Raw genomic sequence first — 14,243 nt, 5'->3', positions numbered from 1 at the left:
CTGAGGAACTGCGATAACTCACCGGTGGGTATCGTATGAGGATGTGGAAATGAAATTAAAATATTTGCTGGCAGCACTGTTGCCGCTGGCGGCCGCGACCAGTGCTTTTGCCGATGATGCGTCAAACTCTGCTGACATGATTAAACGCGGTGCCTATCTGGCAACAGCGGCGGACTGTACTGCCTGTCATACCGCGCCCAACGCCGATAAAAATGCTCAATTTGGTGGCGGTTATCCGCTAGCATCGCCATTTGGGGTAATTTATGGCACTAACATCTCTTCCGATAAACAGTTTGGTATCGGTAACTGGACAGACGACGAGTTTGTGCGTGCCGTGCAGGACGGCGTAGGTAAAGACGGGCAGCAACTTTATCCGGCAATGCCTTATGACTCCTTCACCAAAATGAAACGTGAAGACGTGCTGGCGATTAAAGCCTATTTGCTGTCATTGCCGGGCGTACATTCCGCTCCGGCTAAAACTGACCTCTCCTTCCCGTTCAACCAACGTTGGGGCATGACCTTCTGGAAATGGTTCAACTTTGATAAAGGCGAGCTTAAGAACGATCCAAGCAAAAGCGATGACTGGAACCGTGGTCGTTATCTGGTGGATGCGATGGAGCACTGCGGCACCTGCCACACTCCGCGTAACTTGACCATGGGTATGGACAACAGCAAAGCCTTTGCCGGTGGCGATTTGGGGTCCTGGGTAGCATTTAACATTACTCCAGACAAAAATGCCGGCATCGGCACTTGGTCACAGCAAGAGCTGGTCACTTACCTGAAAACCGGTGACGTGGCGGGCAAGGCGTCGGCATCCGGTGCCATGTCTGAAGCTATCGAGCACAGCCTGCAACATCTGACCGACAGCGACCTGAACGCGATTGCAACCTATATTCGCTCCGTTCCAGCTATCAGCGACAGCAAGCAGACTCAGCCGCGCGATTCCTGGGGCAAACCGGCAACTAACGTGTTCGCCGACCGCGCCAACGCCGTGCCGTTTGACCAGTCTGCTTCTGCGCTGTTCAACAGCAGCTGCGCAGCCTGTCACGGTCAGTCTGGTGGCGGTATCGGTAAAGGCTTCCACGCCTATCCGTCGCTGTATAACCACACCAGCACCGGTGCAGCTGACAGTCGCAACATGGTTTCTGTGATTCTGGGCGGCGTTCAACGTCACATGGATCAGGGCGAAGTGATGATGCCGTCATTTGCTAACCAGCTGAATGATGAGCAAATTGCTCAGATCAGCAACTATGTCAGCAACCAGTTTGGTAACCCGGCCGGTGCAACCGTCACAGCGAAAGAAGTTGCCAAGATGCGTAAAGCCGCTGACCTGACCTATCCGTCAAAAATTGAAGACGGTACTCAGAAATAAATCAGGGGCTATATTGAGATTGAGACAATCTCAGATAAGATTTAAGGCAATATCAGACTTAAATCAGAAGCAATGCCTTGACTATATCTGAAAAAACCACATAAAGGCCGAACTCACGTTCGGCCTTTTTATTGCCATTGGGCAAGGGAAATAGCACAAGATTATTCGCCGAAGCGGGCGACCAGAGTCGAATTATCAATGGCGTGACCTTTAAGCTTTTCGAACAACTGTTCGTAACTCAGCCCTTTGGGTAACGCATCAGGCGCTAAATCAGTGGCTATCAGCTGCACGATATAGTGATGAGAGCCAGTGCCTACCGGTGGGCAAGGCCCGTTATAATAGCCGTGCTTCATCGTGTTGCTTCCGCCGATAAACCCTTTCCCCTCACTCAACGCGTCGCCAGCAAAACCTGTGGTTGAGGCAGGTATGCCATAAGCCACCAGGTGGTTCACGCCGAGGCCATGATTGGCATCAACATCCCTGATGGTCAGGGTAAAGCTTTTGGTGCCTTTGGGCGCATTCTGCCAGCTAAAAGCCGGTGAAAAGTTATCGCCGACGCAGGCCGGGTTCTCTTTAATGTTACCGGCGTATTTTTTAGCCAATACGCCATTATCGTTAAACGCCGGAGAGCTCAAAGTGAACATCGGCGCCGCGTTGGCCAAGGGTAACCAGGCACACACGGCCAATCCCGCGATGACCTTGTTAATCGAATGAGAGTTTAATAAAGCCATGTTCGACATCCTTGATAAATAAGCATAAGAACCTTAAGGATAGCAGCCAGGATTGCCTACAACGGCGAATAGGTCTTTTAAAATGAAAGTTTATGTTAAAAGTCATAAACATGAGGGTTGAATTGCAGAGCAAAAAAAAGCGTCCTGTTAGCGCTCAGTCTCCTGAACGCTAACGGACGCCTTCATTTTTAAAATGCTGACTAAGCCAGCTCAACTCAATATTGCGCGACTTAGTGCTGTGCCATACTTTCTATCCGAAATTATAAAGCAGTTTACATGCCACTTTTGAACATCAAGATAATAATAATATAAATCATATAATTATAAATTTATGGCATTTTAATCAGCTTCAATAACCGCGCAGCCATGCACCACCAAGGTGTCAGTGCACCTTTTATTGGCAGCCTCACGATGTCAAAACTAAAACTCGGAACGTAAGAATGATAACCCACCAGCAAATTTAATATTTCATTATCATGATTTATTGAAATAAATAATTCATATTGCTAATTTTGATTCAGACTCTGATTTTGAATCATTATTAATAGGTGGATAAACACAATGTTGAAAGTTGCGCTGTTGGGGGCGGGCAGAATTGCCAGGGTTCATGCCAAACACATCGACGATAATCCTGACTCGGTGCTGTTCTCGGTCTCAGGTTCGTCCTCAGGGAATGCCGGGGAATTAGCTGAAAAATATCACGCTAAAGTGCTTGCGGTCACACAGGCGATTAATCATCCCGAAGTCGACATTGTGTTGATCGCCACCCCAAATGATACTCATGCTGATTTTGCTCTGCAGGCAGCGCGGGCGGGCAAAGCTATCTTTTGCGAAAAACCAATCGACTTGAATATCGAGCGGGTACGAGCCTGCGTAGAAGAGATAAATCAGCTAGCCGTGCCGTTTATGATTGGTTTCAACCGACGCTTTGACCCAAACCATGCGGCGCTGCACCGCGCCCTGAGTGCCGGTGAAATTGGCGAGCTTGAGCATTTGCAGATATCTTCCCGCGACCCTTCGCCCCCGCCGCAGGAAAATTATCCGGATTCCGGCGGCATCTTCCGTGATATGACGATTCATGATTTTGATATGGCGCGTTTTCTGCTGCAGGAAGAACCGATTGCTGTTTCAGCCATCGCCGCTGCGCTGGTGAACCCAAAAATCAAGGCTGCCGGTGATGTTGATGTCGTCGTGGTAACACTGCAAACCGCGTCAGGAAAAATTGTGGTTATCAATAACAGCCGCCGCTCAGGCTATGGCTACGATCAGCGCATTGAAGCACACGGCCAGCTGGGCTGTTTGCAGGTCAACAATGTGCCCGCGACTACGCTGGTGAAGTTTACTGAAGACAATGCCGTCCAGTCACAAAAGCCGCTGTATTCTGTGCTTGACCGTTATCACGCGGCTTTCCAACAGCAGTGGCAGGCGTTTGTTACGGCAGTGAAAGAAAATAAAACATTGCCAATTACTGCTGACGATGGCCTCAAGGCCCTAATGCTGGCCGAGGCGGCCATTGAATCTTTGAAAACGCAGAAAGTGGTGACGGTGACGCTTTGACTGCGCTCCATTTATTTAGTGTAAGAGTTCAAATCTTGAGATTAAATATCCCCTTCTATCGATTAAAATCTTTAAAAGGGGATTATCGCAAAAACTTTAAAATCTTTTAGATAGGATTTTTTGAGTTTAATATTTATCAAAATAGAGTGATTAGAGCCAAATTCTTCCCTCATTCAATAATGACTAACTTGATGAAACTACGGATAACTAGCAGACTTTTCACTGATGCTAGTGATAACCTACCGATGAAATTTCAAGTTAAGGAACATTAATGAAGATTCAACAAATTGTCTTGAGTAACTTTCGCCTATTCGAAAAATTCGAATGCAGCTTTGAGTCTGACCTCACAGTGCTGGTCGGGGTGAATGGGCAAGGTAAAACGACTCTCCTCGATGGTATAACTATCGCCCTGGGACAGTTTGTTGGAGGCTTTGGGACCGGTGTTGACAAGGGAATAAACGACAGCGATATCCGTTTAGCAAAAGTAGCGACAGGATGGAATGATGAGACCCGGGAAACGGCAAGCTATGGCGGATATCAAATGGAGCAACAACTCCCTGTTTCTATCATGGCGAAACCTTTTCCAGAACAAAATTTGCTTTTCAAAAAATGGGTACGATCTCGTAACACCTTAAAGGGGCGAACAACTCAGGTAAAAGAGCTCAAAGAATTCGCAGCCAAATTGCAGCAAGCTGTCCAAAAAGGCAAGGAAGTTACCCTACCATTAATCGCTTATTACGGGACAGGTCGCCTATGGGCACAAAAACGACTGAATGAAATAAAAAGTCCTAATAATAAGATCGACAGCCGACTTGATGGCTATAAGAATTGCCTCGATCCCGCATCAAGTTATAGTACTTTTAGCCATTGGCTGCGCAAACAAACTCTGGCTGAACTTGAACATCAGATGGTTGTAAAAGAACGCGGGCTTCCAAAGTCTGCAACACCCAGATCAAACTGGATTGAAAGCATCAGTAATGCCGTAGATATTATTTTAGAGTCAACGGGTTGGCAAAATCTCCGCTACAGCGCCATTCACCAGACTGTTGTCGTTACTCATCCTGAACATGGCGATTACCCGGTAAGCCTCTTAAGCGATGGCTTGCGCAACACGATTGGCATGGTAGCTGACATCGCCTACCGTGCGGTGTTACTGAATCCACATTTTCTGACAGCAGCCACGAAAAAAACGCCTGGGATTGTGCTGATTGATGAAGTCGATATGCACCTTCATCCAGAATGGCAACAAATGATCCTCCCCCAACTAATCAAAGCGTTCCCTAATATTCAGTTCATTGTAACCACTCACAGCCCGCAAGTGCTTAGTACTGTAAAAAGAGAACAAATCCGTTTGATAACGCATAGTGGAGGTTTTGGAGAAGGTACTTTCCCTGTCGGTGAGACTCTTGCCGAAGCCAGTAACGACGTTTTAGAGCGCGTAATGAAGGTCTCCTCTCGCCCTCCATTACCTCAGGTCGAATTATACGAAAAATATATAACTCTGATTGATCGCGGGTCCTATGAATCAGTTGAAGCAATAGCACTGCACGCTGAGCTTTTAAAATTGTTAGGACCTGAACACGAGGATATAAACCCTGTAAATAGAACACATTGCGCCTAAATGTCATTATCCTGCTCAGACCTTTGAATATAAAAACCTTGTTCTTAGTGCTATGGATAGCATAGATCTTAATATCTACGCCAAAGGTGATCAGTTTGGAGGACATCATAAAGGTGATAACTTTGACCCCGCGTTCTTTATTTCGCCTTTGCAGGCCAATTGCAGACAGTTTTTTAACTATTTATCTAATGGATTAATCGAGCCTGCTCAAGACTTATCTCAGCAAGAGATTCTCCAGGCAGAATACACAATTCACTTACTTAATCTAAATGCCGCATATTTGAAGAATAAAAGAAAGGGGTGGATTGAAGAATTAAATAATGAAATTGATAAATTGATGGATGACACCACAGGTTTAGAACATCTTGCTCAATGCGAACTTTGTGAAATAACGCCTTCGAAATTACGCCCTTTCCATTCAGCGGCTCGACAATGCTTTGGAAATTTAGGTGAGCGTATAGTTAATGAGAAATGCCCAAATTGTCTTTAATTCTTTAAAACTCCCACTGTATTTAACAGAGGGAGTTTTTCATCATCAACCCAGCACAAAGCCTTTTGCCATCGCGACGTGCCGGTCACACATGTGGTCAATCACGTCGGCGTCGTGGCTAACCAGAATCATCGTCAACTCACCCGCCTCTTTCAACTCATTGAGCAAGTTGAGGATTTCTGCCTGAACTGACATATCCAGCGCCGAGGTCGGTTCGTCGAGCAGCAGCAGTTTTGGCTTTAGCAACAGCGCACGCACGATCGCCACGCGCTGGCGCTGTCCGCCGGAAAGCTGATGTGGATAACGATGGATAAGCGCCGGGTCGAGACCAACCTGACGAAAACCGTCGGCCACCTTTTGCTCGATATCCTGTTCTTTCAAAAGCTTAAGCGGCTCACTGAGTGTGCGCAGCAGTTTGTGTTTTGGGTGCAGCGACGCATAAGGGTCTTGAAACACCATCTGCACTTCACGGCGCAAGATGCCGGTAAAAGGTTTCCCCGGCGATAATCGATGCCCCAGCAGAGTCATGTTACCGCTCCACTGCGTATTTAATCCCGCCAGCACCCACAGCAGTGAGGATTTACCACAGCCCGATGGGCCAACCAGACCAAAACATTCGCCCTGATGAATAGTCAGGTCCACGTCGTGCACCACCGTGCGAACGTCATAACCTTGGCGATGTGAAACGCTGAGCTGATGCAGCTGGGCAATAATTTCCTGACTCATAACTGCCCCTCTTCACTAAGTTTCGCCAGCAACGCGCGGTCCAACACCGGCAGCATTTCGCCGTGAGTGGCTTTGCTCGGGCGGCATGACCACAGCGTGTGAGTGTAAGGATGCGTGGCGTGAGCCAGCTGGCTTGACGGCAGGCTATCGACAATTTGCCCTTTGTACATCACCATCACCTGCTCGGTATATTCCGCTACCTGCTGTAAATCATGGCTAATCAGAATCAGGCCCATATTGCGCTCATCAACCAGTCGCTCGATCAACTTCAACACTTGCTCGCGCACTGCAAAATCCAGCGCTGAGGTTGGCTCATCGGCAATCAGAAATTGTGGATGATTAATCAGCGCAATCGCCAGCATCACTCTTTGCCCCATACCCCCGGAAAGCTGGTGCGGATAAAGCTTGCTGAGCTGCGCCGGATGCGGCAAACCCACCGCGTTAAGCATGTCGAGCCGCTGCTCTTTGCGCTCACTGCCGCTAAACTTACCGTGCAGGCGCAGCGGTTCCTCAACCTGTTTGCCGATCGGCTGTGCCGGATTCAGCGCATGTTTCGGGTCCTGCATTACCATCGCAATGCGATTGCCACGCAGCTGGTTCCACTGCCTTTCTTTCAAATGAGTTAAATCCTGCTCACCCAACGTCAACTGACTTGCGTGCATTACGCAAGGATTGGGCAGCAGCCCCATCAGCGCACGAGCAGTCATCGACTTGCCCGAGCCTGATTCGCCAACCAGCGCGATTCGCTGCTGACCGACGCTAAAGGAAATCGATTTAACCAGCTCAATCGGCTGCGGTCCCGGAATGTAGACAGTCAAGTCACGAGCAATCAGGCGATCGTTGTGCAAATTTGCCGCGTGGGGCTGAGAATTAGTTACCATGACGGGTATCCATTTTATCGCGCAGGCCATCGCCTATCAGGTTAAACGCCAGACTGGCAAACAAAATCGCGCCACCGGGTGCGGCAGCGACCCACCATTGGTCGAAAATGACTTTGCTACCTTCGGCGACCATCGCCCCCCATTCGGCGGTCGGCGGTTGAATGCCCATGCCGAGAAAGCCTAAACCAGCCGAAGAAAGGATAATACCGCCCAGACTCAGTGCAGCACGAACGACCGCGCTAGGCAGGCATAATGGTAAAATATGGCCAAACATCAGGCGAAAACCACCAATCCCCTGCATCCGCGCTGCAGCCAGATAATCGCTGCGACGCAGAGCCAGTGTCTCGGCTCGCGCCTGACGCGCAAACGACGGCCAACTGGTAAACGCCAGCGCCAGCGCGCCGTTCATCAGGCCCGGCCCGAGGATTGCCACCAGCGCCAGCGCCATCACCAGGCTCGGCAGCGACAACACGATATCGGTGAAACGCATCAGAATACGTTCCACCCAGCCGCCGAGATACCCGGCACTGATGCCAATCAGCAATCCGAAAGGAATGGTCAGCAGCAGGATTAACGACACCAGCAGCAAGGTGGGCCTTGCGCCATAAATCACTCGCGAGAGCAAGTCGCGGCCAAAACCGTCGGTACCAAGCCAGTGCGCCGCAGACGGCGGCATCAGGCGAATTTCAATATGCTGGAGATTGGGATCAAAAGGCGCCAGCCACGGCGCAAACAGCGCCACCAGCAGCAGGATCACCACCAGCAGGGTACCTATCGACAGCGTGGTAATTCGGCGCGGCCCCTTGCCGGGTGCGACGCGGGCCAGTGCCGGTTGTTTAGGAATAAGTTGGGTCATAAAAGCTTACCGGGTTCGCGGATCGAGTAAATAAGTCAGCGCATCAGCCAATGCATTAAGCAAAACAAAACAGGTGCCAATCAGCAGCGTCGAGCCGAGGATCGCCGGAGTATCCGAGGCAAACAGCGCGCTGGTCAGATAACGCCCCACGCCCGGCCAGGCAAATACCGTTTCGGTTAGCACCGCGCCTTCCAACAGGCTGGCATATGACAGGCTGAGTACCGTGATCAATGTGCCCAATACGTTTGGAAAAACGTGGCAAAGCAGCACGCGCGCGCGGCCAGCCCCTTTGGAACGCGCCAGTATCACGTACTCTTTGTTCATTTCGCCGAGCATCGAAGCACGCAACAGGCGGGTGATGCCTGCCATCGAAAGCAGACCCAGCACCGTTACAGGCAGCCACATGTGACGGATAGCGTTAAAGAACATCTCACGATCGCCGGAAAGCCAGGTATCAATCAGCACAAAACCGGTACGCGGCTCCATGGTGTAGAGATAGGCATCGTCGAGCCTGCCCGGCCCTCCTGCCCAGTGTAATACAGCGTAAAACAGCAGCAAACCCAACAGGCTAAGCCAGAAAATCGGCACCGAATAGCCGAGCAGTGAAACCAGACGTACCAGGTTGTCGATCCAGCTGCCGGGCTTGTACACCGACAGTAACGCTAGCGTGATGCCCAATATAGCGCCGAGGATAATCGCGCAGGTTGCAAGCTCAATCGTGGCCGGGAAGGTGTGCATCAGGTCGCTGGCTACCGGCTGACCCGTAATGCTCGACATGCCCATATCGCCGTGGGCGAGATGCTGCAAATAGTGCCAGAACTGCACCGGCATTGGCTTGTCCAGCCCCAGATCTTTGCGCACCTGAGCATAGGTTGCCGCACTGGCATGATCGCCAGCAATCTGGAGTGTCGGATCGACCGGTGCAAGGTGAGAAAGTGCAAAGGTAAAAGCCAGCAGGCCTAACAGAGTCAGCATTAAAGAAACCAGGCCGCCTACCAGGCGGCCTGACCAACGCCAACCCTGTCGGAATAAACCGACCGGGGGAGTGCTATCTATCATTACTTAGTGACCTTGCTGTAGAACACCATGTCAGGGTTGATGCCCTGCACGTAACCTTTGATGTTGTCACGCACGGCAATCAGGCTGCGCGCCTGCAGGCCAATCACGAACGGCGAGTTTTTCTGGACTTCAAGCTGCAACTGGCGGTAGTCCGCAATTCGCTTGGCCTTGTCATTTTCTGCGGTCGCGGCCAGCGTTTGCTTGCTCAGAGCCGGAATGCTCCAGTTTGCGCGCCAGGCCAGCGTGTTGCTGCCGTCTTCCGGGTTGTAAGCAAACGCAGCAGCATTGGTATTCGGATCGAAATAGTCCGGTCCCCATGAAGACAGCGTCGCGTCATAGTTGTGGGCCTTCACGCGCAGAGAGATTTGCGAGCTAACGCCTGGCTCCAGCTTGACGGTAATACCGCCCAGCGCGAAGTTGGCCTGTAGCGCCTGTGCGATATCCAGATAAGGCGGCTGGTTGGTCACGGCGATAGTGAAAGTCACGTTTTTCAGACCGGCTTTGGCCAGAATTTCTTTTGCCTTGGCCGGGTCAAACTTGTAAGGATTGTCGTTCAACGCGCCCAGATAACCGTCCGGCAGGAATGCTTGATGCACCTGGAACTGGCCTTTCAACAGGTCTTTGGCGATACCGTTGTAATCCCACAGATAACGAGCCGCTTCCCACAGTGCCGGATTGCCCAGCGCCGGAGAGGCCTTGGTATTGAAGTACAGGAAATACAGCGAGGCATAAGGTACGGCCAGAGGTTTTACGCCCGGCTTGCCCTGTAGACTAGCCATTTGATCGGCGCCTAGATTACGTGCGATATCGGCATCGCCCTGCTCAATCAGCAGGCTACGCGCCGCAGCATCGGGCACGTTTTTAATCAACACGGTCGGGATCTTCGGTGCGCCCTCTGGCGAGCCTGGATTGGCCTGCAACACCAGTACCTGATGCGGAACATAAGTGCGGATTTTGTAAGGGCCGCTACCGGCGGAGTGGTCACTCAACCACTGGTGTCCGAGATCGTCACCCTTGGCATTCTGCGTAACCAGTTTGGAGTCAACAATCGATGAAACCGGCGCAGAAAGCAGGCTCAACACGAAACTCGGGCTGACATTCTCGGTCCAGCTGATTTTAACGTGCCGGGCATCTACTTTAGTCAGGAAACCATCCACATTTTTGGCATTCCAACCCAGCTGGGTCAGGATAAATGAAGGTTCGAGATTAAGTTTCACCACGCGCGACAGCGAGTAAATGATGTCGTCGGCGGTGAGCGGATTGCCGCTGGCGAAGGTCGCTTTTGGATTCAGAGTAAAAGTCAGGCTCTTGCCGTCACTGCCCGCCTGCCATGAGGAGGCCAGCACTGGTTTCAAATCAATGGGGTTGTTAGGGTCAGACTGAACCAGACGTTGATAAATATTATTAAACGCCTGCACGGTGGTCAGTTCAAAACCCTGCGCCGGGTCGAAGCTAGAGGCATCATCCAAAGATTGTGCAATGACCAGTGTGTTGGCCGGTGTAGCCGCCTGTACGGTAAAAGTTGCAGCAATAGCGGCAAAAAGAACTGAAGGGATCAATTTCATTAGTTGTGCTCTTCAACATAGCGGAATTGCTAATAATTTCGCGAGTGTATGGTAGTTATGAACACACAATAAAGTCATTTGAGGTCTATGGTTATGCAATTTTTGCATAACATAATTTAAATGGATATAACTTGCTCAAAACGGTCAATATACTACCTATCCTCAACCGGCTTGCAGTGGATAAGCAGGAAGGACAAGCTCATTGAGGGGGGTATTGGTGATGAAATATTGTTTGAGTTGTAATCTCTATAAGGGGGTATTCCACCTGTTCGAAGACGTTTCTCCCAATGAATCTCCTTCATATCCATCTTTAAGTGCTGTTGCTTTCATTTCTTCTTTAACTTTCGCCTCTTTATCGGCCTGATCCTTGGCTATCAACTCCCGATTAGCTATAGCGCCAGTTGAAAAATCCGATTCGTCAACAGGGCTTAATTTAGCTATTAAAACACGATTGCTGGCAATAAATTTTTTCGCGCTCTCGTATTTATCCTTTATCACAGCCAGTGTAATTTTAGTTTCAAATGGCATCTTATAGTTCTGGAATTCTTTTATGGCGGAGGTAATGGATGGGGCAATACCGTCATCTGTGGGGCTTAACCTTGATATTGGTAGCTGAACATTTTCATACTCTTTATTAAGAACATCTTCAAGCTGTTCAAATAAATCAACAATCTTGCCCTGCTTATTAATGGATAAGGGCTTTTTGGCTTTGTTTCTTTCATATCCAATTTTATATAAATCAGATAATGGGAGATATTTCAAAACTTTCAAAATAATTTTTAGCTCACCAGAAATAATTGATTTATTAAGTCCTTTTTTAGCATGACCTTCAACACTATTTTTAAATTCTTTGGCATCTATATCAGCACCAAGATAGGCAGAAGCAATGCTGGCACCAATGTCTTTGGTAGAGGGATAAATCCCCTTGGCAGTTTTATTCCACCCCATTTTCTTTCCCAATTCACGTTCAGCGTTTTTATAAACTTTCTTGCCAAAAAAGCCGCCCACCGTCGCCCCTGCTATTCCCCCCATCAATGTTCCTGCTGGTCCGGCAACCATTGTGCCAACACCTCCACCTAATACCATACCGGCATAAGCGCCAGCAGATTTTACTCCGCTAGATACCACGGCTTTGGCCGTTTGAATTTTGAGCGCTTTGGCCAACTTAAGTTCATGCATGAAAGACAAACGAATATTCAAGTCCTCCATTTGAGTATCAGATTCGTCAATTAAATTATAGGCCTGCCGCACAGTATACCGGTCATCGCTATCCCTGGGAGATTGAGGGTGATTTTTGGAAAAGTGCTTTTTTATCGTCTCTCTGTAAAACTGATTATTAGAAAAACCACCAAAATCGCGATCTCTTTCCTCTCTTTCTTGCGTGGTTTGAGGCTGCTGGCGTAATTTATCGCTATAGTGCTTAAACATATAGGTTGATTGAGGCATAGTATTTTTTCCAATGGTTTACTGGATCTTGGCAAACCATTAGATACTGATTGATATTATTAAAAAGGAGGAAGGCTTCCACGCCTAACTTGAAGTCAATATTACCCATATTTGTGAAAAATAACCAATCACACACCGTTCAAGTGTTTTAATAATTAAGTCTTAGTCTTATTCTTTACTTACAACTCCTGATGCCAGTGGTTCTCGATGGCCATAAAAGAGTGGTATCTAGTCAAAGTCGACAAAATACCTTTCTCCTGCTTCGACCTCTCTGGTAGTGATATAAGCCATCAATCGGTTATTTATCTGCACGGCAGCAATATTATTTCCGCTCGGCGCAAACTCTTTAGGTAGATTGTTAGGGGTCATGTTGCGCAAGATGTTACCGCTGGCAAAGGCGTCTGTGCTGAATTTTTCCGAGCTGCTTCCCCAATTATTAACATCGGGGTAAAAGCCCAGCACCGTATTTGCAGCAACCGTATTGGGGCCGGGGTTAAAAACGCCCCTCCTCGAATTTAATTCCTCATCTTTTTTTTGCGACAGGGAATGTGAACCGACATTTTTCATCAGGCTATTCATCCGCTCGCTCTGCTGAGTTCCTTCCATTATTTGTCGATGCAGTTCAGTGATAATTTTTAATTCCAACCTAATGCGATTTTTTTTCGGCATGGTGCCGAAAACGGCCTTCATGCTGCCCCAATCCGTCACTTCGATATCTTTAACCTGTGCATGAGAATCAAGGCCCAGCACCTCATAAATCAGGCTTTTACGGGGATTATCAGGATGATGATAAATAGGCTGGCTATTATTAATCACTGCTTTTTTCGGTAATGGGGATCGCTCAGAAAAAGGATTTCTCGAATCATTGACCGGCTCATTATGCATGATTCCGGCTATTGCCGTTTTCTGTGGCTCGATTGACTTATTTGTCGCAACAAATGGCAGAGCCGTATCGATAACGGGCTGCGGCTGATTTCCTGAACGACGTTTAATTCTTAATATTGATTTGATTAAGGTATTCTCTTTTACCCCACAGCCACGGGCAAATCGTGACAGACTTATTCCTCTAACTTTAAAAAAATATTTATTATCCAACCAGGCAAACACGCTTTTGATGGTATCACATCTGCAACCGTAGCTCTTAATCACGTTATTAATAAATTTTTGGTCATTATTTCCAAAATCTATTATTAGCCGCGGCAGGCCTGTATTTAGCCGTTCTCGAGACTGCAAGCGATTAACGATTACCACCAGCGAGTGCGGAGTTACCTCATTGAGGCGAGCGAACTGAGCCGGGATGATCCCGGCATTCTGCAGCGTGGTTTGATTTGCAATCCACGCCCGAGATGCCTTGCCAGGATCTTTAAAACACTGCGCATCCAAAATGACCTGTTCCACTATGGTTTGCTGAAACAGCGTCAGCGGCAATCGTGCTTTCTTCTCTTGGTTAATATAATTTTGGAATGTCCGATAATTAACATAGCAAAATTCGGAAAAGTCTTTGGGTTTAATATCATGGCTGTCCATGGCTGGCAGGTTATCCATCCAGGCAGTGACGCTTTTGGCGGGTATATTCAGGCATTCAGTATGGTTAACGATGCAGTTCAGTAAGTTATTTTGCTGCGCTGTCAGCCTGCCGATGACCTCTGCTCTCTTCTTTTCAACAGATATTGATGTCTGGATAAACGCATGTCTGAGCATTACGCTACAACTATTCCGTATTGACGATTGATTATCCGGTGTCGTCGCGGGTGGCTGTGAAGCGGGTATTTTAATACTATGACTAACGTCTAATAAATTATTTGAAATTGAATTAGAGCCCGCAGCAGCCTGTGATGTTGAACTACCAGGGGTAATTAATACATTCTCGCCAGTTAGTATTGAAAAATCACTCATTATTATTTAACTCCAATTTAGTTTAATTTTAAAAACCCCATTA

12 protein-coding genes are annotated in these 14,243 nt (G+C 48.4%); 4 read left to right on the top strand and 8 right to left on the bottom strand.

The window, feature by feature from the left end; translation table 11 throughout:
• Nucleotides 1-49 precede the first annotated feature (49 nt).
• Nucleotides 50-1,372 (top strand): cytochrome c, encoded by a 1,323-nt coding sequence (locus tag AB3G37_RS10995; RefSeq protein WP_369790711.1) that lies wholly within the window; start codon nucleotides 50-52, stop codon nucleotides 1,370-1,372.
• A gap of 161 nt (nucleotides 1,373-1,533) precedes the next feature.
• Here AB3G37_RS10995 and AB3G37_RS10990 read toward each other — a convergent pair whose 3' ends face one another.
• Nucleotides 1,534-2,103: a YbhB/YbcL family Raf kinase inhibitor-like protein gene (locus AB3G37_RS10990; protein WP_369790710.1), complete on the bottom strand. Its 570-nt coding sequence runs from the start codon at nucleotides 2,101-2,103 to the stop codon at nucleotides 1,534-1,536.
• A 561-nt stretch (nucleotides 2,104-2,664) separates the two neighbouring features.
• Here AB3G37_RS10990 and iolG point away from each other — a divergent pair.
• From iolG to AB3G37_RS10975, 3 genes are all read left to right on the top strand, one after another.
• Entirely contained in the window at nucleotides 2,665-3,660 is a 996-nt protein-coding gene (gene iolG, locus AB3G37_RS10985; protein WP_369790709.1) for an inositol 2-dehydrogenase, read from the top strand.
• A gap of 271 nt (nucleotides 3,661-3,931) precedes the next feature.
• Complete coding sequence (locus AB3G37_RS10980; protein ID WP_369790708.1) at nucleotides 3,932-5,281, top strand: AAA family ATPase; 1,350 nt, start codon at nucleotides 3,932-3,934, stop codon at nucleotides 5,279-5,281.
• A complete protein-coding gene (locus AB3G37_RS10975) occupies nucleotides 5,262-5,771 on the top strand; it encodes a retron system putative HNH endonuclease (protein ID WP_369790937.1) in 510 nt (169 codons plus the stop codon). Before AB3G37_RS10980 ends, AB3G37_RS10975 begins: the two co-directional genes overlap by 20 nt.
• Before the next feature lie 45 nt (nucleotides 5,772-5,816).
• Here AB3G37_RS10975 and AB3G37_RS10970 read toward each other — a convergent pair whose 3' ends face one another.
• From AB3G37_RS10970 to AB3G37_RS10940, 7 genes are all read right to left on the bottom strand, one after another.
• Nucleotides 5,817-6,497 (bottom strand): ABC transporter ATP-binding protein, encoded by a 681-nt coding sequence (locus AB3G37_RS10970; RefSeq protein WP_369790707.1) that lies wholly within the window; start codon nucleotides 6,495-6,497, stop codon nucleotides 5,817-5,819.
• On the bottom strand, nucleotides 6,494-7,378 hold the full coding sequence (locus AB3G37_RS10965) for an ABC transporter ATP-binding protein (RefSeq protein WP_009636210.1): 885 nt from the start codon (nucleotides 7,376-7,378) through the stop codon (nucleotides 6,494-6,496). Before AB3G37_RS10965 ends, AB3G37_RS10970 begins: the two co-directional genes overlap by 4 nt.
• Nucleotides 7,368-8,234, bottom strand: a complete 867-nt coding sequence (locus AB3G37_RS10960) for an ABC transporter permease (RefSeq protein ID WP_369790706.1) — start codon at nucleotides 8,232-8,234, stop codon at nucleotides 7,368-7,370. The genes AB3G37_RS10965 and AB3G37_RS10960 overlap by 11 nt, the downstream gene beginning before the upstream one ends.
• A 6-nt stretch (nucleotides 8,235-8,240) precedes the next feature.
• Nucleotides 8,241-9,293: an ABC transporter permease gene (locus tag AB3G37_RS10955; protein ID WP_369790705.1), complete on the bottom strand. Its 1,053-nt coding sequence runs from the start codon at nucleotides 9,291-9,293 to the stop codon at nucleotides 8,241-8,243.
• Nucleotides 9,293-10,858 (bottom strand): ABC transporter substrate-binding protein, encoded by a 1,566-nt coding sequence (locus tag AB3G37_RS10950; RefSeq protein ID WP_369790704.1) that lies wholly within the window; start codon nucleotides 10,856-10,858, stop codon nucleotides 9,293-9,295. Before AB3G37_RS10950 ends, AB3G37_RS10955 begins: the two co-directional genes overlap by 1 nt.
• A 246-nt stretch (nucleotides 10,859-11,104) precedes the next feature.
• Complete coding sequence (locus AB3G37_RS10945) at nucleotides 11,105-12,304, bottom strand: hypothetical protein (RefSeq protein WP_369790703.1); 1,200 nt, start codon at nucleotides 12,302-12,304, stop codon at nucleotides 11,105-11,107.
• 228 nt (nucleotides 12,305-12,532) lie between these two features.
• Complete coding sequence (locus AB3G37_RS10940) at nucleotides 12,533-14,200, bottom strand: hypothetical protein (RefSeq protein ID WP_369790702.1); 1,668 nt, start codon at nucleotides 14,198-14,200, stop codon at nucleotides 12,533-12,535.
• Nucleotides 14,201-14,243: the final 43 nt, after the last annotated feature.

Source organism: Rouxiella sp. WC2420 (assembly GCF_041200025.1).
Lineage (GTDB): Bacteria > Pseudomonadota > Gammaproteobacteria > Enterobacterales > Enterobacteriaceae > Rouxiella.
The sequence above is the reverse complement of the archived record's forward strand: the minus strand, read 5'-3'. Positions and strand labels throughout refer to the sequence as shown.

Excerpts from the sequence above, each read along its gene's own strand:
- AB3G37_RS10995 (WP_369790711.1), top strand. The coding sequence starts at position 50 with ATGAAATTAAAATATTTGCTGGCAGCACTGTTGCCGCTGGCGGCCGCG.
- AB3G37_RS10990 (WP_369790710.1), bottom strand. The coding sequence starts at position 2,103 with ATGGCTTTATTAAACTCTCATTCGATTAACAAGGTCATCGCGGGATTG.
- iolG (WP_369790709.1), top strand. The coding sequence starts at position 2,665 with ATGTTGAAAGTTGCGCTGTTGGGGGCGGGCAGAATTGCCAGGGTTCAT.
- AB3G37_RS10980 (WP_369790708.1), top strand. The coding sequence starts at position 3,932 with ATGAAGATTCAACAAATTGTCTTGAGTAACTTTCGCCTATTCGAAAAA.
- AB3G37_RS10970 (WP_369790707.1), bottom strand. The coding sequence starts at position 6,497 with ATGAGTCAGGAAATTATTGCCCAGCTGCATCAGCTCAGCGTTTCACAT.
- AB3G37_RS10965 (WP_009636210.1), bottom strand. The coding sequence starts at position 7,378 with ATGGTAACTAATTCTCAGCCCCACGCGGCAAATTTGCACAACGATCGC.
- AB3G37_RS10960 (WP_369790706.1), bottom strand. The coding sequence starts at position 8,234 with ATGACCCAACTTATTCCTAAACAACCGGCACTGGCCCGCGTCGCACCC.
- AB3G37_RS10955 (WP_369790705.1), bottom strand. The coding sequence starts at position 9,293 with ATGATAGATAGCACTCCCCCGGTCGGTTTATTCCGACAGGGTTGGCGT.
- AB3G37_RS10950 (WP_369790704.1), bottom strand. The coding sequence starts at position 10,858 with ATGAAATTGATCCCTTCAGTTCTTTTTGCCGCTATTGCTGCAACTTTT.
- AB3G37_RS10945 (WP_369790703.1), bottom strand. The coding sequence starts at position 12,304 with ATGCCTCAATCAACCTATATGTTTAAGCACTATAGCGATAAATTACGC.
- AB3G37_RS10940 (WP_369790702.1), bottom strand. The coding sequence starts at position 14,200 with ATGAGTGATTTTTCAATACTAACTGGCGAGAATGTATTAATTACCCCT.